Source organism: Prevotella sp. AM34-19LB (assembly GCF_003468525.1).
Lineage (GTDB): Bacteria > Bacteroidota > Bacteroidia > Bacteroidales > Bacteroidaceae > Prevotella.
In genome coordinates, this window is record NZ_QSIG01000004.1 from 112,853 (window position 1) to 138,374 (window position 25,522).

The window sequence follows — 25,522 nt, forward strand, 5'->3', positions numbered from 1 at the left end:
CGATTTCCGCCCCGTAGCCTTGCGGTCCCTTTCATAAAAAAAACATAATTTTCACCTTATATATATAATAAGAGATTTTTTTTATTATCTTTGCACCTATAATAATACGTACGTAAAGAATGAAAGAATTTGTAATATCAGAAGTCAAGGCGGAAACCGCTGTGCTGGTGGGTCTTATTACCAAGACACAGGACGAAGCCAAGACCAAGGAATATCTCGACGAGTTGGAATTTCTTGCAGATACCGCAGGCGCCGTCACCGTGAAGCGATTCACGCAGAAGGTGGTGTCGCCTAACCAGACCACCTACGTGGGAAAGGGTAAGCTGGAGGAAATCAAGCAATACATCAAGGACGAGGAAGAGGAAGATAGAGAAGTAGGTATGGTCATCTTTGATGATGAGCTTTCTGCCAAACAGATCCGTAACATCGAACAGGAACTGCAGGTGAAGATTCTGGACCGCACCTCACTCATCCTCGATATCTTCGCCATGCGTGCGCAAACCGCTGCGGCTAAAACCCAGGTAGAGTTGGCGCAATACCGCTATATGCTCCCTCGTCTGCAAAGACTCTGGACTCACCTGGAGCGCCAGGGTGGTGGTTCAGGTTCCGGTGGCGGAAAGGGATCGGTAGGTCTGCGTGGACCGGGTGAGACCCAGCTCGAGATGGACCGCCGTATCATCCTCGGCAGAATGAGCCTGCTCAAGGAGCGACTCGCAGAAATAGACAAGCAGAAGACTACCCAGCGCAAGAACCGCGGAAGAATGATCCGCGTGGCTCTCGTGGGCTATACCAACGTGGGAAAATCCACCATCATGAACCTGCTCAGCAAGAGCGAGGTGTTTGCAGAGAACAAACTCTTTGCTACCCTCGATACCACCGTGAGAAAGGTGGTGGTAGATAACCTGCCATTCCTCCTTGCCGATACCGTAGGATTCATCCGCAAGCTGCCTACCGACCTGGTGGATTCCTTCAAGAGCACCCTGGATGAGACCCGTGAGGCAGACCTCCTGCTCCACGTGGTGGATATCTCTCACCCAGACTTCGAGGAGCAGATCCAGGTAGTGGAAAAGACCCTGGAGGAGATAGGATGCTCCGACAAACCTTCGATGATCATCTTCAACAAGATAGACAACTACTCCTGGGTGGAGAAGGAGGAAGACGACCTCACTCCGATGGAGAAGGAGAACATCCCGCTGGAAGATCTCAAGAAAACCTGGATGGCAAAGCTCAACGACGACTGTCTCTTCATCTCGGCAAAGAACAAGGAGAACATCGACGAGTTCCGAGAGGTGCTATATAAAAAGGTAAGAGAACTGCACGTACAGAAGTATCCATACAACGACTTCCTGTACCAGGATTACGAATAATTCCCTAAAAACATATAAACAATGAATGACTACAGACCTCTGACCTCCGAGGAAATCGAGGTACTCAAGAGCAACGACTGCTGGGCTGAAGACTGGACTTCGGTGAATGTATCAGAAGACTTCAAGCCCAACTACATGCATCGCGTGATGCTCTATGGCGAGGTAAACATCGGCTCCTTCAACAAGAATGTAGAGGTGAGCCAAGGCTTCGTAAAGCATTCTGGCATCAACAATGCCACCCTGAGAAATGTGACCATCGGAGACGACTGTCTCATCGAGAACGTGGGCAACTTCATCAACAACTACACCATTGGTGATGACTGCTACATCTCCAACATCTCTACGATGGAAACCACCGAGGGCGCTACCTTCGGCGAGGGTAACCTGGTGAGCGTGCTCAACGAGGTGGGCGAAGGAAACGTGATTCTCTTCTCCGACCTCAACAGTCAGCTGGCTGCCTTCATGGTGAAGCATTTCTCCGACAAGGAACTGAAGGAGAACATCCGACAGCTCATCAAGACCGACATCGAGAACAAGGCACCGGAAAGAGGACAGATAGGCAGCAACGTGAAGATTGTGAACACCAAGGAGATTACCAACTGCGTAATCAACGACCTCTGCGAGGTAAACGGTGCCTCACGACTCAGCGACTGTACGCTGCTCGGTTCGGTTCACGGAAACGTATATATCGGTACGGGAGTCATCATCGAGAACTCCATCATCGCCGAGGGCTCCAGCGTCATCAACAGCGTGAAGATACAGGACTGCTTCGTAGGCGAAGCCTGCCAGCTGAGCAACGGTTTCACAGCCTCAGCCTCCGTATTCTTTGCCAACAGCTATATGAGCAACGGCGAAGCGTGCGCCGCCTTCTGTGGTCCATTCACAGCATCGCATCACAAGAGCAGTCTGCTTATCGGCGGAATGTTCTCATTCTATAATGCCGGTTCAGCCACCAACTTCAGCAACCATGCCTACAAGATGGGACCTATGCACTGGGGAACCCTGGAGCGTGGTTCGAAGACAGCCAGTGGTGCCTACCTGCTGATGCCAGCCACCCTGGGTTCGTTCTCAGTATGCTTCGGCAAGTTGATGCACCACCCTAACACCCGCAACCTGCCATTCGCCTATCTGATAGCCGATGGCGACAAGATGTTCCTCATCCCAGGCAGGAACATCACCACCGTGGGTCTGTACCGCGACATCAAGAAGTGGCCGAAACGAGATCTCCGTGCTCCTGAAAACCGCAAGAGCATCGTGAACTTCGACTGGCTCTCTCCTTTCTCCGTGGGCGAAATCCTGAAGGGCAAGAAGATCCTGGAGAGTCTCCGCGAGGTAACGGGCGACAATGTATCGCAGTATCTCTATCACGAATACATCATCCCTGCCACATCGCTCCACAAGGGCATCAAATACTACGACATCGCCCTGAGAATCTATATGGGTGCCGTGCTGAAGCGAGTGCTGAAAAGGGATCCTGCCATCACCCCTCCATCTACCCAGACAGGCGTGGGCGACTGGGATGACCTCTCAGGACTCCTGCTTCCGGTAAGCGAGGAAGAGCGCATCGTGAAGGATATGAGAGAAGGCAACATCGAGACCATCCAGCAGCTGCTGGAACGCTTCGAGGAAATCAACAACAACTATCGTGAATATCAGTGGGCATGGACCTACAGCGTGATCTGCGATTACTACGGAATCTCTGAGATTACGCTGGAAGATGCCAACCGCATTCACGAAGACTATATCCGTGCACGCCGCTCCTGGATTGCTGAAATCAAGAAGGATGCGGAGAAGGAGTATGCGATGGGAGATGTGGAGGAAGAGGTATTCAGAAACTTCGTGAACAACCTCGACAAGGAGGTGGAATACGAGAACTAAGGCTTGTCACCCCCTTCTTCAATGAAAGAATATCCATCAAAGATAGAATATACATCAAGAAATATACATAAACATTATAAATAACTTATAAATATACAAAAACGTAGTTATGGCAAACATTCCTGATTTCAAGTACGCTCCAATGTTTCAGCTTGGAGAGGACAAGACAGAGTATCGCCTTATCTCTAAGGAAGGCGTAAGCACAGCAGAGTTTGAGGGTAAGACTATCCTCAAGGTTTCTAAGGAAGCTTTGACTTTGCTGGCACAGCAGGGTTTCCACGATGTAGAGTTCAAGCTCCGTCGTGAGCACAACCTCCAGGTAGCTAAGATTCTCAGCGACCCAGAGGCTTCAGAGAACGACAAGTACGTAGCTCTCCAGTTCCTCCGCAATGCAGAGACTGCCGTTAAGGGCATCCTCCCATTCTGCCAGGATACAGGTACTGCTATCATCCACGGTGAGAAGGGTCAGCGTGTATGGACCGACTTCGAGGACGAAGAGGCTCTGAGCCTGGGTGTATATAACACCTTTACACAGGACAATCTGCGTTACTCTCAGAACGCTCCTCTCAACATGTATGATGAGGTGAACACCCGTTGCAACCTTCCTGCTCAGATTGACATCGAGGCTACAGAGGGCGACGAGTACCGCTTCGTGATGGTAGCTAAGGGTGGTGGCTCTGCCAACAAGACCTACTTCTACCCAATGACCAAGGCTACTATCCAGAACGAGGGCACACTGCTCCCATTCCTCGTAGAGAAGATGAAGAGTCTGGGTACAGCAGCATGTCCTCCTTACCACATCGCATTCGTTATCGGTGGTACTTCTGCTGAGAAGAACCTCCTTACCGTGAAGCTGACTTCTATCAAGTACTATGATGAGTTGCCTACTACAGGTGATGAGACTGGTCGTGCTTTCCGCGACATCGACTTGGAGAACAAGCTCCTTGAAGAGGCTCACAAAATTGGTCTGGGTGCACAGTTCGGCGGTAAGTATCTGGCTCACGATATCCGCGTGATCCGTCTGCCTCGCCACGGTGCCAGCTGCCCTATCGGTATGGGTGTAAGCTGCTCTGCCGACCGTAACATCAAGGCTAAGATCAACAAGGACGGTATCTGGTTGGAGAAGATGGATGAGAACCCAACAGAGCTGATTCCTGAGGAGCTTCGCAACCCAGGTGAGGGTACCAAGGGTATCGAGATTGACCTCGACAAGGGTATCGATGCTGTTCGTGCTGAGTTGAGCAAGTATCCTGTAAGCACCCGTGTCAACCTGAAGGGTACTATCATCGTGGCTCGTGACATCGCTCACGCTAAGCTCAAGGCTCGTCTGGATGCCGGTGAGGAGATGCCAGAGTACTTCAAGAACCACCCTATCCTCTATGCAGGTCCAGCCAAGACTCCAGAGGGCTATCCATGTGGTTCTATGGGACCTACCACAGCCAACCGTATGGACCCATACGTAGATGAGTTCCAGGATCACGGCGCTAGCTTGGTAATGATTGCCAAGGGTAACCGTGGTGATGTTGTAACAGAGGCTTGCAAGAAGCACGGTGGTTTCTACCTCGGTACTATCGGTGGTGTAGCTGCTGTTCTCTCTCAGAGTTCTATCAAGAGCATTGAGTGCGTAGAGTACCCAGAGCTCGGTATGGAGGCTATCTGGAAGATTACCGTAGAGGACTTCCCTGCATTCATCCTCGTAGATGACAAGGGCAACGACTTCTTCAAGCAGTTGAAGCCTTGGACTCCTTGCAAGGAATGCCAGAAGTAATGATACAGACATCATAATATAAAAAAAAGCTCAGGGCTATCTGCCTTGAGCTTTTTTTCTTTATCTGTATTTCTTTTAAAGATCCTTTTACTTTTTTACCTTTAAACTATTCTTCACTGATAAACTGCTTTTTCATAATCCCATGTTTTCCTAAAAAAATAGAGCTGCTATCTACTCTTCACAAGCAGATAGCAGCTAATCAATCAACATTAAACCTATATATCAACTATTCACTAAAAACCAACAATTCAAAACTAATACTTACTGACCAAATGGGGAGCCTTACAATGTATATTCCTCAGGAATCTGAGGCATTGCACCATTCTGGGTACAAACGTATGCACTTACCTTAACGGCAAGCTCGTGTGCCTCCTGGATGGTCTTGCCCTTCAGAATGCTGGCGCAGAAAGTACCGGTGAAGCTATCACCTGCACCTACGGTATCAGCACCTCAACCTTTGGAGTCTCCTGGAATGACTTCACACCCGGAGCGAAGACATAGCTGCCGTTTACACCGCAGGTAAGCACGAGCATATCGAGATTATACTTGCCGAGAATCAACCAGCACTTGTTCTCGATATCCAAACCTGGATAACCGAAGAGGCGACCGATGGTAATCAACTCCTCATCGTTGATCTTCAAAATATTGCAGCGCTTCAAGCTCTCGGTAATCACCTCAGGAGTATAGAAGTTCTGACGGAGATTGATATCGAAAATCTTCAGACAATCCTTTGGAGTATGATCGAGGAACGTATAGATGGTCTTGCGGCTGACCTCACTGCGCTGAGCCAAAGAGCCCCAGCAAACAGCACCTGCATTGGCAGCAACCTCCTTGATATCATCTGTGAATGGGATATTATCCCAAGCCACACCCGTCTTGATATCGTATGTAGGAACACCCTCCTTGTCGAGCTGCACCAGAACGGTACCTGTAGGGAATTCTACCTCAGGCAACACATACTTGAGCTTCTTCTCATCGAGCAGGCGGAGAGCTGTATCGCCCAGAACATCCTTGCCCACAGCACTGACTGCTACAGAATGCAAACCATGCTGACCTGCGTGGTAAGCGAAGTTGGCAGGAGCACCGCCGAGTTGAGAACCAGTAGGGAGAACGTCAAAAAGAATCTCACCTAAACCTACACAATATTTTGTATTTAAATTCTTTGTTTCCATAATTACACCTTATTATATATAGTATAAACGATTGAGAATGAAGATTATTATAACTTTCTGATATAAGTGAAGAGATAAGCAACACCTACAGCCATGACAGCCACAGCACCTACCTGACCGAGGTATCGCTGGCAAAGCCCATGAACAATGGGAAGATGGTGCCACCGAAAAGGCCCATGATCATCAATCCGCTCACCTCGTTCTTCTTGTCAGGCAAAGCAAGCAGCGCCTGAGAGAAAATCATGGAGAAGACGTTAGAGTTGCCGTATCCCACAAGGGCGATAGCGATGTAGAGCACATGATGGCTTGTTCCAACCCACATACCTACCATACTCAATGCCATCATCACCACACTGATGATAAAGAAGGTACGAGTTCTCATCATGCGAAGGAAGGCTGTACCTGTAAAGCATCCGATGGTACGGAAGATGAAATAGAGCGATGTAGCGAAGGCTGCATCATTCAAGCTCCAGCCCAAGCGCTCCATCAAAATCTTTGGAGCAGTAGTATTGGTACCCACATCGATGCCCACATGACACATGATACCGATGAAAGAAAGTAATACGATTGGCTTACCAAGCAATTTCAGACAATCCATGAAGCCCGAAGCTCCTCCATCCTGCTTCTCTTCGGTGATAGGTGTGCCTGCCAGGAAGAAGGTGGCAGCAATTCCGATAACCATATAGATTGGGAAGAGAATTCTCCAGCCCAGACCGAAGGTTGGAATGCTTGCCATGGCGCCCCACATGGCAATGTATGGTGCCAGGAAGGAAGCTATCGCCTTGACAAACTGACCGAAGGTCAATGTGGATGCCAGGTTCTGACCTGATGTCACCACTGAAACCAGAGGGTTCAGGGAGGTCTGCATCAGGCATTTCCGATGCCGAGCAATGAGAATGATACGAGCATCAGCTCAAAGTTTTCGCCGAAAATGGGCAAAAGGAGTGAAATGACGGTAACGAGCAAAGACAGAAGTACAGTCTTCTTTCTACCTATCTTATTCATCAGGATTCCTGTTGGAACCGAGAATATCAAAAACCAGAAGAATACCAATGAAGGAAACAGATTGGCTGTCGAATCATTGAGGTTGAGATCTTCTTTCACGTAATTGGAGGCGATACCTACCAAATCTACAAATCCCATGGCGAAGAAACAGAGCATCACCGGGATGATTGATAACTTTGATGATTTATTCATAATTGTTAGCGTTATTGTTTCTATTTTGCTGGTGCAAAGGTAGCGATAAACGATACAATATATCATAAAATATCGTTCATCGGCTACCATTTTTGTTGCATTGTTACATCAGTAACACTCTTAGAAACAATAGTGTTATAGATTCAGTTCTTAACAGATGAGGTTACTTGATGTCGTAAACCTGATACTTACCCTTTCCCTTTACAGTAACCTTGTTGTAAGGCTTGCTTGGGAACACGAGATTGGTCATGGACATCTTGCCGTCAGCATCCAGTGCCTCGATGCTGCTCTTGTCAATGAAGATGCGCAGCTGGCTGATCTTGCCATAGGTTGGAGCCTTGGTGACTGCAGCGAAGTCCTTGCTGAAATCCATCTTACCGCTCTTGGTTCTATCCATGGAGAAGGTCTCTGACTTGGCATCGTAGTTCATCACTACCTTCTCGCCCTTGTCGTTGCTCAGGGTGATGGTGGAATTTCCCTTCAGGCTCACTACCATCTCGCAAGATTCTGAGAGTTTCTTGCCAGCCTTCTTGCTTCTTGCTGCTGTCATCTCTAGAGATGGAACAACGGAGCAATAGGTTTCGCCCTTATATTCGAAAAGACCTAAGTCGCGAGGTATTGAATTGCCTGAACGGTACTGCTGGGTTGGAACCTGGTTGGCATACTGCCAGTTGCTCATCCAGGCAATAGCCACGTGGCGACCTTCTGGTGCGTTATCAAAAGTAACCGTAGCGTAATGATCCTTTCCGTAATCCATCCACTTGGTTACCTCCGGCTTGCTCTCGCAAGTAAACTTATGTCCGTCGAAATCACCAACGAAATACTGGGTTGCCGAGCCACCGAACGGACCGCCTGGGTTGATGTTGCAGATGAGCATCCATTTTTCCTTACCGGTGCCACGAACCTTCAACTTCATCAGGTCTGGGCATTCCCAAACACCGCCATGGTTGCCATACTTCTCACCGAAAGAGCTTTCAAGTTTCCAGTCCTTCAAATTATCAGAAGTATAGATTTCCATGTGCTGACCGGCAGCCAGAATCATATTCCACTTCTTGATGTCCTCGTTCCAGAACATGTGAGGGTCACGGAAGTCTGGCACAGTACTGGTGATAATAGGATTTCCTGCATATTTTGTAAAGGTCTTGCCGTTATCTGTACTGTAAGCCATGCTCTGGGTCTGGTTTTCTGCAGCAGAAGTATAAAGTGCAACCACAGCATCCTTTCCGAAACCCGAGGTATTGTTCTTGTCAACCACGGCAGAACCACTGAAGATAGTACCTACAGCATCAGGCTGTATAGGAGTACCCTGGAACTTCCAGTGAACCAAGTCGGTGGAAGTAGAATGTCCCCAGGTCATATTCTCCCACTGTGATCCGTAAGGATTATGCTGGAAATAGAGATTCCATACACCATCCTTATAGAACATACCGTTAGGGTCGTTCATCCATCCGTAAGCAGGAGTGTGATGGAAATCCGGACGATACTGCTCGCGATTCTTCATATCGAAAGCATCAGAGAACTTCATCTCCTTCCAGCAAGTGAGGGCATTCAGTCCTTCCTTGCTATAATCACCATTAACATGGATATCGAGAGCCAGGCCTTTCAAGCCAGCAAACTCATCCATATAGAGAGGTACGAAATAATCTACGTGGTCTTTAGCCAACTTCACATTGAAGGCTTTCACCTGCTTGTTGTTGGCAATCACCTTGACATTAGCCATCTCAGCATTCTCCTGTACAGGAAGCAAGAGATACTTTTTGCCCTGATTCTCTACGCTAATGCGATAAAGGCAATGGTTATTGCTCAAGAAGGAAGCCTCCTGGGCATAACTGGCGGTGAAACCGCAAAGAGCGACAAGCGCTGAAACAAAAATCTTCTTCATATCTTTAGATTGTTTCTTTTTATTGTTGATGAGCAATTACTCGTATCCCTTGTTCTGCTTATAAAGACCAGGAATGTAATACAGCTGGTTATATGGAACAGGATAGAACTCGTTCTTGCCCGGCGTGAACTTGGCATCCTTCAAGTATTGTGCGTATGTTTGCTCTCCATACTGATCTTTCTTCTCCGATTCGAAATACTTGTTCAGTGTCTCAGAAGCAATGCCCCAGCGGCGCAAGTCGAAGAAACGGGCGTTCTCCATAGCCATTTCCAGACGACGCTCCCAGCGAAGGCACTTTCTTGCCGTCTCCTTATCCTGGAAATAAGACTCCGGATAGAGGGCTATATCACATTGATCCTTGGCATATTCAATATGCTTATCCACAGAATTCTTGGCTCTCTGACGGATATCATTAATGATGGTACGAGCCTCAGCCAAATTGCCTAACTCTATCAAAGCCTCAGCGCGCATCAACATAATGTCGCTATAACGGAGCACATAGTCGTTCATCGCAAACGCCTGCCAAGAGCCATTGAAGGTTTCACCCTTAGAACGCTGTGGTACTTCCTTCAGAGAGGTATAGTAACCGTAAACGTTTGGTGTACGAGAGTTGGCTGTAGTCATCGTGTATTCTGACTCATATTTATATGGGAAGGTAGGCATACCAACGGTATGGAACAAACGTGGATCCCATTTCTGACTATTAGGCTCACCATTTACCGGATAATCACAAGTCTTGTTGTAGTCATCAAACTCAGGAAGTCCGTTCTTGGTCTTGAAGGCATTCACCAGATTCTGTGAAGGTTTGTGGAAATCCCATCCGCAAGACCAAATACCCCAACAGCCATTCAGCATATTAGACCAGTTGGCACGTCCGTAGGTAGTATGATCCTCGCTATAGTCGGAAGTCTGGACAGCAAAAACTGACTCCTTGCTATTCTTATTGTCAGGCAGGAAGATGTCGCCAAAGTCTGCCATGTAACCATAGTCAGAATTCTTCACCACATCAGTATAGTCGACAACCTTCTGCATATACTCCTTATTAATATGGTCAACACCATCGGTTGCCTCATAGCCATCACCCCAGGCAATGGTAAGATAACACTTAGCCAGATAACCTGCGGCAGCAATCTTGTTGACACGACCGCCATCCTTCTGCTTAGCTGGAAGTACATCGTATGCTGTCTGGAAGTCAGCTATCACCTTCTGCCACAATTCCTCGTAAGTAAACTGAGTGTTTGATGTGCTCTCTGTTGCTTTATCCTCATAAACCTTCTCGTCTATCCAAGGAATCTGACGAAACATGGTAAGTAACTTGAAATAGAAATGAGCACGGAGAAAGCGAACCTCAGCCTCACGCTGCTTGGTTAGCTCAGCACCCAGTGTGCTCTCACCATTCCGTTGCAAAGAAACCAAGGCACGGTTGCAACGGGAAACAGCACAATAGAGACGATACCATAACTCGTCGAGTTCGCCCTTAGTAGAGGTCAAGGTACTCCAAATCTCCATATCGTGATAACCGGTATCACCGGTGCCACCGCCGCCCTTCAAACAATCGTCTGAAGAAAGGTCGCCGTATGGCCAAAGGTTGAATGGGTAAGAATACCAACAGTCGCCCAACATCGCATAGGCACTGTTTACCATCTTGTCTGGCTCGCTGAAAGCCTTGTCTTCATCAACCACAGCTGTTGGGGTGTAATCCAGGAAATCATCACAACTGGTGAATGTTCCTACCAGTGCTGCTGCAAGCACCATTGTATATAACTTTTTCATCTTAGAATTCTCTTTAAAAATATGAAACATTTTAGAAACCTACCTGAAGTCCGAATGATACGGATGTTGAAAGTGGATAGTTCCAGTTTGGATTCTCTGGGTCTGAACAGGTCAGGCTATTGCTCTTGATGGTCAAAAGATTCTGACCTGAGAGATAGACACGGGCACTGGTCATCTTCAACTTAGAGAGGATGCTGCTTGGGATGGTGTAACCCACCTGCAAGGTACGCAACTTCAAGTAAGATCCATTCTCCACAAAGTAAGAGGAAGCACGACCCTCATCGGCTGTATTCATGGTGCTCAAGCGTGGGATAGAAGAACCGGTATTGTTGGTATTCCAAGCATCGAGCAAACGGGTACCCTTGTTAGAACCGCCATCAGTAATAGCCCAGAAGTCGGTTTGGAACTTTTGGTTGTTATACACATCCTGGTCATAGACACCCTGCCAGAACATACTGAAATCAAAGCCCTTGTAGTTGAGAGCAATATTCAAACCATAAGAGAAGGCTGGCACAGGGTCGAAAATCCAAGTCTGGTCATCTGAAGTAATTCCATTTTTACCATCTAAGTCCTTGTATTTCAATCCACCGACACGTGCGTTTGGCTGTCCAGACTTATCTACTTCTGCCTGATTCTGGAAAATTCCATCGGCTACATAACCTACGATAGAACCGTATGACTTGCCACTCTGCACCAGGTTTTCCGTAGATGTGTGAGCGTAAGCACCTGTTGTTGTTGCTGGCAAATAAGTAACCTTGTTGCGGAAGAAATCCAGATTGCCGTTCACGTCGATGCCAAGTCCATTAGCCAAAGTCTTGCGATAGCCCACGGTGAACTCCATACCCCAGTTGCGGAGCGAAGGACCATTCTGCCATGAATTTCCACCTTCACCAGTTGCACCCAGATAAGCAGGATTAATCAACATATCCTTTACATTCTTAATATAGGCATCCACTGTACCATAGAGGGTGTTGCCAAACAGGGTGTAATCCAAACCTACGTTATACTGGGTAGCAGCCTCCCATTTCAAGTTAGGGTTAGCCAACTGTGTGGCACGATAGCCAGAAGGGAAGGTACCTGAACCTTGCAGGAAGAGGTCGTAAGCTGTAGAGGTTACACGGTCTAATCCGTAATCCACTACATAAAGACCAAACTGTGCATTGTTGTCGATAGCCTGGTTACCTGTCTGACCCCAAGAGAGTCGCAACTTGGCATCATCCAACCAATCCTTCTTCAGGAGATTAGAGAATCTGAAGCCGAGTGATGCAGCAGGGAAAGTACCCCAGCGATGTGCCTTACCGAAACGTGATGAACCATCATGACGGATAGTAAAGGAAGCCAGGAGGAGATCATCCCAGTTGTAGTTCACCTTTCCGAAGAAAGAAGCCAGGCGATAGCTACCTTTGCACCCGAGTTACGCATCGTTCCCGTGGCAGCATTTGGCCACATATAATCTTTATCTTCCAGCGCATAGCCTTCTGAATAGGCAGAGAAATCGACAACCGACTGCTTGGAAAATTCCATACCACCGAGTACATCGATGTTGTGCTTGCCAATCTGGGTAACGTACTGGGCTGTGTTAGACCATGTCCAGTTAGTCTCATTGTTATTCGAGAGCGTTGTCTTGGCGATGTCATTGTTGACAATATCGGAATGATAAGTATTCGTCATCGAATTGATAAACGATGTCTTGAAATCCAAACCGAAGTTAGAACGCAGGGTCAATCCCTTGACAGGCTTCAATCTACGAAAGCATTACCGAAGATGCGCCAGTAGTCGAGGTGGTTGTTGCGGTTCTGATACTGCTCACGACAAGGGTTCTGACGGTCGGCCATACTACCCACAGGACCTGCGAAGGTCTTGCCATCTTCTTCGTAAACCGGAACGATGGAAGGCATCTTCAGGGCATTCTCCATCGGATGGCAATCTACCTGAGAGGTATAAGTCAAAGTCAAATTCTCACCTACGGTTACGATCTTGTTTAAATTCCAAGAGGTGTTCAAACGAGCTGAGATATTCTCGAAGTCGGTATATTTCAAGACACCCTCATTGTTCTTGTATCCCAAGGAGAACATAGCGCTATGCTTGTCATTGGCATGAGATACAGAGAGGTCGTAGTTCTGCGAGAAACCTGTGCGAGAGATTTCATCGAGCCAGTCGGTATCTGAGAATCGCATGGTCTTCTTGGCATTGATGTAGCCATCATATCGACCATTGATAGTATAGTTCTGATACTGGTTGGTAGCAGGATTCCAAACGGTGATTAGAGTTCCAGAGGCCGCATTCAAGTCGATGCCGTAATTGGCTGCATAAGCCACAGGATCGAGTCCATCGTTCAGGGCTGCCTGAGCCATCGCAGTAGCATACTGGCTGGAGTTCATCAGCTTCATCTTCGACTGGTTGGAATAGAACTGTGCAGTGAGGTTGGCAGAGAAGTCAACAGCCACCTTGCTACCCTTCTTACCTTTCTTGGTGGTGATGATGATGACACCATTCGATGCACGTGAACCATAGATAGAAGCCGAAGCGGCATCCTTCAACACCTGCATACTCTCAATATCATTTGTATTGAGGGTATTCAATGCCATAGTGGTAGGCACACCATCTATGATATAAAGAGGGTCCTGAGAAGAGTTGAAAGAACCGATACCACGAATACGCACGGTTCCTGAACCAATAGGAGAACCATCGGTAGTAACAGTCATACCAGGAACACGACCCTGCAAAGCACGCATCGGGTCTGTCTCTGAACTTGTCTTCAGGTTCTTGGTTGAAACCACAGCCACGGAACCGGTCAAGTCTGCCTTCTTCTGAGTGGTATAACCTGTTACAACTACTTCCTGCAAGTCGTTGGCATCTTCCTGAAGTGTTACCTCCATATTGTCTGAAGCCTTTACTTCTTGCGTCTTATATCCAATATAAGATATAACAAGTGTGGAACCAGGAGCACATTCTACATGGAAGTTACCATCGAAGTCGGTAACAGTACCGGTCTTAGTACCCTTAACCATGACAGACGCTCCAATGACTGTCTCACCGGCAGCATCCTTTACGATGCCATTTACATTTACCTGTTGTGCACTAGCTACGGTGCAAATAGCACAGAGCGCAGAGCTCATTAGTAATTTTGAAAGATTGTTCATACTATATTTAACATTTTAAGTTTCAAAAATTGTTATTGTTTGATTACTGCTGCAAAATTAGGCAAAGATTGGATATGAGAATAAAAAAAATCGTTCCTGCAACAATAATTATGTTACATGAAACGATTTTCGAATCTTACGCCACGATTTTAAAATACTTATTTTAAAGGAGTTAGAAAACTATTTCTTTTTAGATGCCTGTTCATTTCTAAAATCGGTAGGAAGAACTCCAAACTGCTTCTTGAAACAGGAAGAGAAATAGCCCGGTAACGCAAAGCCTACTTCTGCCGAAACTTCAGAGATTGTCTTGTCTGTTTGCTGCAAGAGGGTATAGGCTCTCTGCAGGCGCATCTCTTTCAGGAGCTCGGCAGGCGTTTTTCCTGTCATAGCCTTCACCTTGCGATAGAGCTGTACTTTACTCAACTGCATCTCGGCTCCCCAATCATCCATCTTCATATCAGCATTGCCCATATTCTCAAGAATCTTCTTCTTGAAACGATCCATGAAGTAACGATCACTCTCATCCAGATGATTCAGTTCAGCAGCCCAGCCCTCCTTGTTCTCGATGAATCCACGAGCCACGGCTTTCTGTTTCTGCAGCTTCTTTCTATATTCCTTATATATATAGCAGATGACAAAGAGCAGAACCAGAACTATAACAAAGGCGACCACAAGCATCCATTTCTGAATACGGGAAACCTCTGAATAAGAATCAAGACTGTTAGAAATCTGATCCAGATTCTTCACCTTGGCTTCCAGATCCTGATATTGCAGAGCGATGGCATCGCAGTTTTCAGAGGTAGCAAGAAATGATTTCATCACATTATCCTTCTTATAGGGTTTACCCTGAAGGATATTCATCGCCAATTCCATAATCTTTTCGCCCTGGGTAGGATAGACATAAGAAGCTGCAAACTGTCCTCTCTTCACTCTATCCACTCCTTCCCATTCTCCAGGCAATCCATCAATGCCTACTATCAGCATCTGCTTATCAATGCCTCGTCTCTCTGCTTCCAGAAAGGCTCCTATGGCACCCAAGTCGCTATGTCCGAACACGCCATCCGCATGTCCGCCTTTATCCAGATATTGCTTAAACAACTCCTGGGCCCGCTCCATCTTCCAGTTACTGTCCAGAGTAACCACCTTGATTCCCGGATAATTCTTCATCACCTCGTGGAAACCACGATGGCGCTCAATGACAGGGGAAGCATCCTTCAAGCCCGTAATCTCAACAACGGTACCTTTTCCATCCAGTTTACTGGCAAGAAAGCGGGCTACTTCCCTACCCGCTTCTACATTATCGCCACCGATGGAAGCTGTATAATGTGGTATCTTTACCTTTCTGTCGAAGAGGATAACCGGGATATGCGCACGATAAGCTCGCTCGATGGCAGGTGTTACATCATTCACGTTATCTGGAGCAACAACGATCAGATCTACCTTCCTAGCTATCATACTGTCTATCTGGCGAGCCTGGCGCTTCCCGTCATTCTCTGCCGTGGCAAACAGCAAATCCACATTCTTATATTGATACTGCGCCAGTCGCATCTCATTATTCACCTTCTCGCGCCAAACTCCGCTGCAACATTGCGACACACCAATCACCATCTTCTTCTGGGTGCATGAATCCAGAAGAAGAAGCATACTACTAAGTAATACTATTAATATAATATAGAGTCTTTTCATTAATTTCATACTTCTTCCATCCGTTTAAGTTCCCACCCCTCAAACTGCATGATGATGAGATGGAGTTTTGTGCCTTGGCGCAAAGCCTCAACCCTTGGAGCCTCAGCATATCGATGAATCTGTTCTACAGCCTCACACCACTGTTTCTCGGCCTTGGTCATAGGCTTGCCATCTTCCGTGAACTCACCTTCAACTATCGCAGAGAAATCTTTCTTCGAAAGAACCTTCAACTCCAGGATGTAGCTATGCTGACTGGCATAATGGGTAAGGTCTGGCAAAAGGAAGAAATCACAATAGCCATGATTCAACTCCAACTCTGGAGCCGTGATATAATAATCATTCAGATTCAGATAAGCCATGAAGAATCCCTGCAGGTTTCGCTCAGCCTCAATGCCATCACGCACCGATGAAACCTTGGCATAGGCATCTGCCATGAAGCGCAATCCTTCTTCCCACTTACCATCGTATGCCATATCATAATAGTAATCGGTGAGCTGGTTGACATCCACATAAGCCTTTGCCTGATACTCCTCTTCCAGATAGCCATAATACTGCTTGCGGACATTATTGTTCGGAATGCCCAAAATGAGCTTGGAACCACGAGTTCCCTTGATGGTCAACATGCCATAATAGAACAGAAGACTTGGGAATATCTCTGCCTTTGGAATCTGATACGCAGAAAACGACTCATAAAGCTGGGTAACAATCTGCTCCTCTTCTGCTATCTTGCGGATAATGCCCTTACGCTCTCCATCCAGCTTGTCAAACTGCAAGAGTTTCTTCATCTTGCCGTAATCGGTACGGGTATTCGGGTCTATCATCTGACGAGGAGAACATCCGTAATCCATGTAATTACGAAGGTAATAAAGAACCATATCACAATTAAACATACGAGTTTTCTTCTTCAATGCTTCTTCTGCAAAGCAATAATTGTCATACCATGGCTTCATATCATTGACGATGGCATCAATATCACTATCAGCAGGAATACTACCATGCTCCTTATAATAGGTAAACATCTCCACCACATCAGTGGTAGAGAAGCCCAGCATCTCATCAAACTCCGGCTTGATAGAAATGTTCCAACCTATATTGAATCCACTCGTCACATCATCCAGGGTTACAGGGCTCACACCCATCATGAAGATACGCTCAAAATTACCCTTGAACTTCTTGAAGACATCACGATAAAATCCATCGGCATGGGTTATTGCATGATATACTTTCTCACCACGTTCGTTGAGAATGACATTCGTGAAATTGTCATACTCATCGATGATGAGATACAGATGATACTGGTGCGCCTTGGCTGCCTTGAATATCAGTTCCATCTTTTCCTCGAAATCTTCCTGCGCCAGGATTTCTTCCATCTCTGCCTGATAATATTCTGAGTATTGACGGACAAAAGCATCGAGGTTGATGCTGAGATAAGAATTAAACTTCGTCTCTAGCTTATCGATATTACCCGTAATCTGGGAGAAATCTAGGAACAGCACCTGATACTTTCCCTGCAAAGGAGTAGGATGCTGACCTATCCACAGATTTCCAAAAAGACTCTGGAACTTATGGCTCTGCGTACAGTCATAGTAAGAATAGAGCATACTCAAGAATATGCTCTTACCAAAACGACGAGGACGGATGAAGAAGAGATTGCGAGGCTGCTTCTCCAGCTCCGGGATAAACATCGTCTTATCCACATAATATAGATTCTGCTCTATTACCATAGCAAAATCTGCCACCCCATAAGGTACTAGTTTTACTTGCTGTTCCATCATGATCTATCTTTTAAAAGCTTATCTGTGTGCAAAGATAGCATAAAAAAACGAAAAAGCCACAGTTTGCGTTTACAAACTGCGGCTTTTATTATATTTTATCCGAAACACACGATTTTACGTGATTACAAACCGAGCTTATGAACCTTCAGGTTCTTGAACTCAGCCTTGCCACCCTGAGTGTAAAGCTTCACATTCTCGTATGGAGCTACAGGGAACACGAGGTTGGTCATGGCGATACGACCGCCATCTACGAAGAGCTCTACAGATGACTTATCTACGAAGATATCAACATGATAAGTCTTCTTGCCATCCTCGCAAAGACTCAACGGAGCCCAGGTAGCCAGGGCGAAATCGTTCTTGTAGTTGATGGAATTGGCGATGCGGGCAGGCTCCTTACCTTCTGCTGCACGCTGCTTGTCCCAAGCCAACTCGATATCGTGAGGAACTGCCTGCTTGCCGAAATCGGTCAAACCGCTCTCGGTTCTATCCATTACCACCTTGCCCTGCTTCATATCGAAGTAAATCAGGGTGCGCTCACGCTTGTTGTTTGAAATCTCAATACCGGCAATGCCGTTGGCATCTGGAGTTACATCTGCCTCAATCTCGAAAGCTCCCTCCATATTGGCAGCAACACCAGCAAACTCCTTGGTATCAGCAACAGAAGCATCAGTCAAATCCTTGGTTTCCTTTCTCAAAGCATATACTTCAGGAGCTACATTTTCAGAAACATAATACTTGCCATTCTTCTCGTAGAGTTTCAACTCTCGAGGCAATCCGTTGGCACCACGATTCTGCTTGAACGGAGTAAGGTTGGCATACTGCCAGTTGCTCATCCAGGTGATACCCAGAACTCGGTCGCCTGTGTTTGAGAAGGTAACGGTAGCATAGTGATCCTTACCCCAATCGAGCCACTTTACTTCGTTGGCATCAGGACAAGTAAACTTCTTGCCATCGAAATCGCCTACGAAATACTCGGTAGCGCTGCCACCAAACCAGCAGCCAGGGTTGATATTCATCGTCATCACCCACTTCATCTTCTTCTTATCACCATTTACAGGCAACTGGAAGAAGTCTGGGCACTCATACTGACATGGCTGCTGACCCAAACCCTTGCCGAAAGCGCTTACATAAGTCCACTTCTTCAAGTTCTTTGACTTATAGAAACGGGTCTCCTTATCAGCAGAAACAATCATATACCAGCATTTTCCCTTCTCATACCAGAACACCTTAGGGTCACGGAAGTCCTTCAAGCCATCGAATGGAGTCAACACTGGGTTGCCCTCGTACTTGGTAAAGGTACGACCATTGTCATTGCTATAAGCGATGCACTGCACCTCATCATGGTTTACACTACTGTTGTTGGTATAGATGGCGATGATGGCATTCTTGCCGAAACCTGCCGTATTCTTCTTATCCACAACCGAACTACCAGAGAAGATATGACCTACAGGGTCGCGGGCGATGGCTGGATCGAGGTGTTCCCAATGAACGAGGTCCTTGCTTACAGCATGTCCCCAGTGCATATTGCCCCACTTGCTTCCGTATGGGTTATACTGGAAATAGAGATGATACTCACCATCCTTATACACCATTCCGTTAGGGTCGTTCATCCAACCATAAAGCGGAGTGAAGTGATAAGATGGGCGATAGTAATCGGTATTGGTGGTGTCGAATGTATCGCTGAGCTTGAGCAAGTTGAGTGCCAAAGCATCCTTCTTCAGACCAAGAATCTTGACTGTAGGAGTCTTACCCTTGCCCAAAGCAAAAGGCACATAGTAATCAGAACCATTCTGAGCCAGGCGAACGTCCATCCAGGTATCATCCTTAGAACCTGTATCGAGCAAAACCTGAGCCTCATCCTTCTCTTCCTGGATAGGGAGAAGAAGATACTTGGTAGGATTCTCCACCTTGATGATAGTAGTATCACCCTTGTGTTCGATGTTCATCTTCTGTGCAAAAGCAGAAGTGGTAGCTGATGCCATCAATATGAGGCAGGCAGCCTTTGTAATCATTGAATTGGATTTCATGATTTTTTCTTTTTTAAATTGTTAGCGTTATTGTTTAAAATTCTGCTGCAAAGGTAAGGATAAAGCAGGAATTATCATATAAATCTCGTTTCATCCGATACAAAAAATCGTTCATGCAACATCTTTTGCAGTGCATGAACGATTCTTTTCCTCACATCTCCTTGGAGGCAACAAGACTATACTTCCCCCATCAGCCATTTCAACGCATTGATTCGCTTGATACCATCATAATCTGCCGTCGGGTCTTCATCGAGCGTCAAGATATACTTGGGATATTGGTCCTTGATTTGCTGAAGCGAAGCGAGTTCGCGCTTCAAGGTCTTCTCATCCCTTACCGTTGCAGCTACCTGATAATAGGTTAAGTCATTCTCGTCGATAGCAACAAAATCAACCTCCAAATTATCCATCTTGCCTATATACACTTTCTTCTGCCGACGCAAGAGTTCCAGAAAAACGATATTTTCCAAAATGCGCCCTGCATCAAAAGAGCGAGAGCCAAGCAACATACGTCGCAAACCAATATCCACCAGATAGTATTTTCCCAAAGTTTTGAGGAGTTGCTTACCCTTGATGTTATATCGCTTCACTTCATACAAGAAGAAAGACTCGCAAAGGGTTGACAGGTATTTCTCCACGGTCTTTTGGTCAATCTTTCGCCCATCAGCCGACATCAAGTCTGCAATACGTTTCGTCGAGAGAATATTGCCGATATTATCTGCCGTAAAACGTATCACGCTCTCCAACATCATCACATCAGAAAGTTTATTTCGACTCATGATGTCCTTTACCACTATCGTATTGTAAACAGCATTCAAGTAATCGCTAATCTCATTCGCCGTATCCAACTCCAATGTATATGGGAAACTGCTCTTGCTCACATATTCTATATATGTCTGTGAAAGATGGTCCGTACCACCGATACCTTCCGCATACTCCTTGAAAGACAACGGAAGCATCGCAATCTCTACATACCTACCAGACAAGAGTGTAGCTATCTCGCTAGAAAGCATGTAGGCATTCGAACCCGTCACATACAAATCAACTGTTGGCTTCAAATTAAGACTATTGATGATATCCGGAAAATCCGTGACATGCTGTATCTCATCAAAAAAGATGTAAGTCATCTTATCTTGCTGGATCAAAGGTTTGACATAAGAATACAGTTTTCTTGGGTCTCGCAATTCAAAATAGTCATAGTCCTCAAAATTGAGATAGATGATTTGCTCTTGCGTTACTCCATGAGCTATCAGCCAGTCACGATAAATCTCCATAATGGTCGATTTACCACAACGGCGGATGCCTGTTATCACCTTGATAAGCTTTTTATCCTTGAAAGCTATCAGCTTTTGCAGATAGTTATGTCGTTCTATTCTCTTCATTTTTGTATTTTTACATGTCACGCTGCAAATATACATATTTTTTAGGAATCTACATACTAAAAGTGCGATTATTTAGAAAGTTTTAGGAATTGATTCCTAAAACTTTTCTTTTACGGACGTTTTTAGGAAGACAAACAAGAAAAAGGCAGCACTATACATTATTATATAGTACTGCCTTATCTTATTATGTTTGAACTAATTAGAACTTCAGCGAAGCTGTGAATTCTACTGTGAATGGACGGAGATAGCTACCCGTCATAATCTGGTTCTTGATTCCCTTAGCCTCATCCTTGGTAATCAGCTCGGCACCTGCGATACTACCCTTGGCACCAGTCTGGTTGAGGAAGTTGACTACGGTGCAGCCGAGAGCCAAGCGCTTGGTTGCCTGCCAGTTCAAGCCTCCGAAAGTCTCCCAGTGACCGTTGAAGTAATATGCCTCGTTGATGTTGGCGTAGGTCTTGCTGAAGTAACGGAAACTGGTCCAGAGCTTAATGTCCTTGGTAATCATGTAGCTAGGATCTAACTCGATGAGAATCTGAGGAATCTCGGCTACGATATTACCTGTGGCATTGATGTTGCCAACATAGCCATCGCTGAAGGTGATGCTAGTTTCATACTTCTTGTAAGTTGGCTTCTGATAAGTGAAGAGGAAGTGGAAATCGAATCCCTTGAAAGGATGAGCCACAGCATCGGTTGTCCAACCCCATGTCTGGATATCGTAAGTCATTGGCGCAGCCTTGATCTCCCTGCCATGCTGCAGGTTCAGAGTTGAGTTGTTGTTGGTCTTTGAGATGTAAGAGAACAACGATGTCAAACTCAGCCAAGAGTTGTTGTAGTAGATACCTGCACGACCGAGTGGCACAGAAATCTTACCTGTATTTGGCAATGTAGCTGGAGCAAAGGCCTCGAACTTAGGATGCTGCACAATGTAAGTGAAATCGCCCGTGAAGCCGAAGTTATCGGTCAACTTATAGGTTGCTGCTACAGAGAAATCGTAGTTCAACCAGTTGTAACTCAAGTCTGCTGGTGCAATCTTAGTACCATCTGCTGCCGTAGCACCGAGATGGTAATCTGTGAAACGACCAACAAAATCACCCTGCGCATTCTTCACTGCTGCGTTTTCACCCTTCAGCTTCTGCCACTCCAGACGGGCACCATAGTAGAGATTCAACTTGTTGGTGACATCCCAATCGTGGGTGAAGTAGAGAGCCAGTTTGTTTTCGCTTCCCTTGTAATACTCAGAGGCGTTCTTGTTGAAATCGTAGAAATAGCTGTTGCGCTGGTTAGCATCCCAGACACGCAACGCATAACTGCCATCAGATGGAACGCTCTGATCATACATGGTTGTATTTGAGCAATAATCAATATGGTAGAACCACTCGTTCACGCCAAGGCGGAAGGTGGAAGTTCTGAATTTCTTGCTGAGTTCGGTGGTGAAGAGAGCCTCATCGATGGTTCCGGAATTGAGGCAAGACATACGGGTCTGCACATACTGACCATCGTAAGACTTGGTTTGTCCATCAATATCACGATACATATAATTATATACGCCCTTATTGGCATCGCTCTTCAAATCGATGATAGACATCGGAGTCTGATAAACCATCGCACCGCGAGAATGGTCGTACTTTAGGGTTGCCTTCCAGTTCAAACCGTTGTCAAAGCGGTAGTTGTTCATCAAGGTCACCTCACTTGCCTTGTTCAGACAGGCATCGTAGAGAGAGGTCTGCTCCAGTTTTCCGGTACACATATTGCGATAAGTCATCTCGTTATCAATAGGAAGATAAGAGGTGGTTCCGAGCTTGAAATCGCCATACTCCTTTACGCTTCCATCGCCTACATAAATGAATGGAGCACTCTGGGTGGCATAGTTATATACATTATGACTGTTGGCATACTTATACATAGCGGTAAATTCACCACGGTTGCCGTTATACTTCTTGGTGAGGAGCGCCTTATAAATCTGAGTACGGTCCTGATAAGGAGTTGACTTAATCTTGAAGGTTCCTGGGTCGAAATCCTGATACATGTTAAAGCTGTAATACCAGTCGCTTCCCAAATCGCCATTCATATTCAAAGAGAATTCCTGCAATCCGAAGTGATTGCTCTTATAATTCAGCGTACCATTGAAACCTTTCTGTCCCTTCTGAGTGAAAGAGTTCACGGCATAACCGATATTACCGGTAGTGATAGCTGTCTCTGCAATCTTGAGCAAACCCTGATGGCTCAAACTTGCATCGCCACGCCAGATGGTATTCACAGAGTGAGGATTGGTTGCATAAGTAACAGGCAATCCATTCTCCAATACATTGACGTCGGCAGAAGGCAAGCCTATCTGAATCTCACGAGGACCATTCGCACTGGCTGCATTGAGCATCACATTACGATTACCCTCTTCCTTAGCATTCTCATCTTGTGCTAAAGCTGCTGTAACATTAACTAATGAAAGTGCAAGCATCATGGCTGCGCTCTTTCCGTTCAAAAAGTTGATCATAACTTTATTCGTTTAATTTTGTTAGCATTATTGTTTTGAGTCGAGTAAGTGGAGGGAGTTTCACCCTCCCTTCTCTCGGAACCGTGCTTGACAGTCTCCCATCACACGGCTCTTCGTACTTAACTCTTTTGTTTCTTAGTTTATATTCTTTATTAACCTAGACGTGGATAGGGTACAAATCCCTTCACCCAGTGTGAAAACTCATTTCTGTTATGTGCCGCATATTCTACAAGCCATTCATATGCTCTGCCTAACTTCTTACCCTTGGAGAAGCGTTTGTACTTACGCATCACCCAACGGGTTAGTCGTTCATTGATGTAATTCAACACCTTGCGGAACTCAGACCTACCAAACTTCATATAGTAGTTCATCCATCCACTAATCTGCGTATCAACTTCATTGCTTATATCTAGCAGACAAGCAAAAGTCTTACGATTCAGTTTCCAAGCCCTTACGGCTTCTTTAATCCTCTTCATCGACTTCCTGCTTATTGCAGGGAGAAAAGCAGTAAAGTTTTGACCCGTCTTTCTGTTTCTTGCACCTCTAGGTCTGAAGGTAAAGCCTAGAAAGTCAAAGGAAGTATGCTCCGAGTCACCTCTTCGATTGCTATCCTTACAATAGACTATCTTTGTCTTCTCCTCATTCAGTTTCAATCCACATTCTTCAAAGCGTTTCATTAGAACAGCTTTCAAGAACTGGGCTTGCTTCTCCGATACGCAGTGGCAGATGGTGTCATCAGCATAACGCTCGAACGGAATCGTTGGATAGTTACGCGACATCCATTCATCAAAGACGTAATGAAGGAACAAGTTTGCCAGAACCGGACCTATCACAGAACCTTGGGGAACTCCCATCGTTCGCTCTATCACTTCACCTTTCAATGTCTGATAGGGAACTTTGAGCCATCGCTCAATATATAGAAGTACCCATTTCTCCCCTGTATGCTTGCGGACAGCCTTCATCAGCAATTCATGATTGATTGTGTCGAAGAACTTACTGATGTCCATATCAAGCACCCAGGGATTCACATAGCAGCGCTCCTTAGCCTTGGCTACGGCTTGGTGCGCTCCCTTACCTGGACGATAGCCATAGGAATCTTCCTTGAAAATAGGTTCAAGTATAGGAGTCAGTACTGATACTACTACCTGCTGCGCTATTCTATCTTCAATAGTTGGTATGCCCAGAGGGCGAGTTCCACCATTGGATTTTGGTATTTCTACCAGCTTCACCGCTTTGGGAAAGTAGCAACCAGAGCTCATGCGATTCCATATCTTATAAAGGTTCTTGGACATTTCTTTATCAAATGTCTTTTGGTCAACCTTGTCGATACCCGCACTACCCTTGTTTTCCTTCACCTTGTGGTAAGCTTCCCACACCAATCGTTTGTCTATTACAAAAGGTTTTGCCTCGTTCATTGTTTCATCCTCAATTTCTTAAGTTGGACTTTAAATTTGGCTAAGCACGCTACCCCCTTCGCTCCATCCCCATTACAGAGACTTCAACACTACTACAAGGTAGTCCGCCACAGACATGGACATCGGTACTTTCTGCCTTGCGTTTAACGGCTCTCAGCATTTTCCCTTGGCATTCCATGCCTATTTCTCCTGTTCCTCCAAAGAGCCCATGTCAAGTTCATGCCACCTTTACACCGCACACCCAGCAGACAGTAAACAGGTTTCCTCTGCCATTATCCCAAGATGTAGAAAAGACCTTGGTTCTGATGTGACTTGCTAATTTTGCTAACGATGCTTCATCAATGGTTCACTTGCGTTCATCTCCTTGACACATACCTTGCCAACCTTACGGAAGGCTTTCAATTGTCGTTCACTACCCGTCTGTTTCCATCAGAGCAGCACAAAGTGGTTTGCAATCAGCACCTGCATGCCGAATGCAGTGGGTCTTCCACCATCTCTTTAGAAGTTACGACAGAAATCTATCAGATATAGCCAATATCAGACTTCATTCTGTCTCAGGACACACT

11 protein-coding genes and 3 pseudogenes are annotated in these 25,522 nt (G+C 46.0%); 3 read left to right on the top strand and 11 right to left on the bottom strand.

Annotated elements, in window-relative coordinates; all coding sequences use genetic code 11:
* Positions 1 to 119: 119 nt before the first annotated feature.
* From hflX to DW830_RS02400, 3 genes are all read left to right on the top strand, one after another.
* Positions 120 to 1,367: a GTPase HflX gene (gene hflX / locus DW830_RS02390; RefSeq protein ID WP_089544780.1), complete on the top strand. Its 1,248-nt coding sequence runs from the start codon at positions 120 to 122 to the stop codon at positions 1,365 to 1,367.
* Between the two features lie 21 nt (positions 1,368 to 1,388).
* Complete coding sequence (locus DW830_RS02395; protein WP_119248725.1) at positions 1,389 to 3,245, top strand: DUF4954 family protein; 1,857 nt, start codon at positions 1,389 to 1,391, stop codon at positions 3,243 to 3,245.
* Positions 3,246 to 3,354: 109 nt separating this feature from the next.
* Complete coding sequence (locus tag DW830_RS02400) at positions 3,355 to 5,013, top strand: fumarate hydratase (RefSeq protein WP_119248726.1); 1,659 nt, start codon at positions 3,355 to 3,357, stop codon at positions 5,011 to 5,013.
* A 282-nt stretch (positions 5,014 to 5,295) separates the two neighbouring features.
* Here DW830_RS02400 and DW830_RS02405 read toward each other — a convergent pair.
* The 11 genes and pseudogenes from DW830_RS02405 to ltrA all read right to left on the bottom strand — a co-directional run bounded on the left by DW830_RS02405 (position 5,296) and on the right by ltrA (position 24,956).
* Positions 5,296 to 6,185: pseudogene (locus tag DW830_RS02405) on the bottom strand (carbohydrate kinase family protein).
* A 47-nt stretch (positions 6,186 to 6,232) separates the two neighbouring features.
* A pseudogene (locus tag DW830_RS02410) lies at positions 6,233 to 7,382 on the bottom strand (MFS transporter).
* 163 nt (positions 7,383 to 7,545) lie between these two features.
* Positions 7,546 to 9,264 (bottom strand): DUF4980 domain-containing protein, encoded by a 1,719-nt coding sequence (locus DW830_RS02415; RefSeq protein WP_119248737.1) that lies wholly within the window; start codon positions 9,262 to 9,264, stop codon positions 7,546 to 7,548.
* A gap of 36 nt (positions 9,265 to 9,300) precedes the next feature.
* Positions 9,301 to 11,037, bottom strand: coding sequence for a RagB/SusD family nutrient uptake outer membrane protein (locus DW830_RS02420; protein ID WP_119248727.1), 1,737 nt, complete (start codon positions 11,035 to 11,037; stop codon positions 9,301 to 9,303).
* A gap of 31 nt (positions 11,038 to 11,068) precedes the next feature.
* Positions 11,069 to 14,180 (bottom strand): annotated as a pseudogene (locus tag DW830_RS02425) (SusC/RagA family TonB-linked outer membrane protein).
* A gap of 180 nt (positions 14,181 to 14,360) precedes the next feature.
* A complete protein-coding gene (locus DW830_RS15720; protein ID WP_233544342.1) occupies positions 14,361 to 15,875 on the bottom strand; it encodes a substrate-binding domain-containing protein in 1,515 nt (504 codons plus the stop codon).
* Positions 15,872 to 17,638, bottom strand: a complete 1,767-nt coding sequence (locus tag DW830_RS02435) for an ATP-binding protein (protein ID WP_199656041.1) — start codon at positions 17,636 to 17,638, stop codon at positions 15,872 to 15,874. The genes DW830_RS15720 and DW830_RS02435 overlap by 4 nt, the downstream gene beginning before the upstream one ends.
* A gap of 125 nt (positions 17,639 to 17,763) precedes the next feature.
* Positions 17,764 to 19,668, bottom strand: a complete 1,905-nt coding sequence (locus DW830_RS02440; RefSeq protein WP_119248729.1) for a GH32 C-terminal domain-containing protein — start codon at positions 19,666 to 19,668, stop codon at positions 17,764 to 17,766.
* Positions 19,669 to 19,844: 176 nt separating this feature from the next.
* A complete protein-coding gene (locus DW830_RS02445; protein ID WP_117727158.1) occupies positions 19,845 to 21,047 on the bottom strand; it encodes an ATP-binding protein in 1,203 nt (400 codons plus the stop codon).
* Positions 21,048 to 21,246: 199 nt separating this feature from the next.
* Positions 21,247 to 23,508, bottom strand: coding sequence for a TonB-dependent receptor (locus tag DW830_RS02450; protein ID WP_410524480.1), 2,262 nt, complete (start codon positions 23,506 to 23,508; stop codon positions 21,247 to 21,249).
* A 185-nt stretch (positions 23,509 to 23,693) separates the two neighbouring features.
* Positions 23,694 to 24,956, bottom strand: coding sequence for a group II intron reverse transcriptase/maturase (gene ltrA / locus DW830_RS02455; RefSeq protein ID WP_119248672.1), 1,263 nt, complete (start codon positions 24,954 to 24,956; stop codon positions 23,694 to 23,696).
* Positions 24,957 to 25,522: the final 566 nt, after the last annotated feature.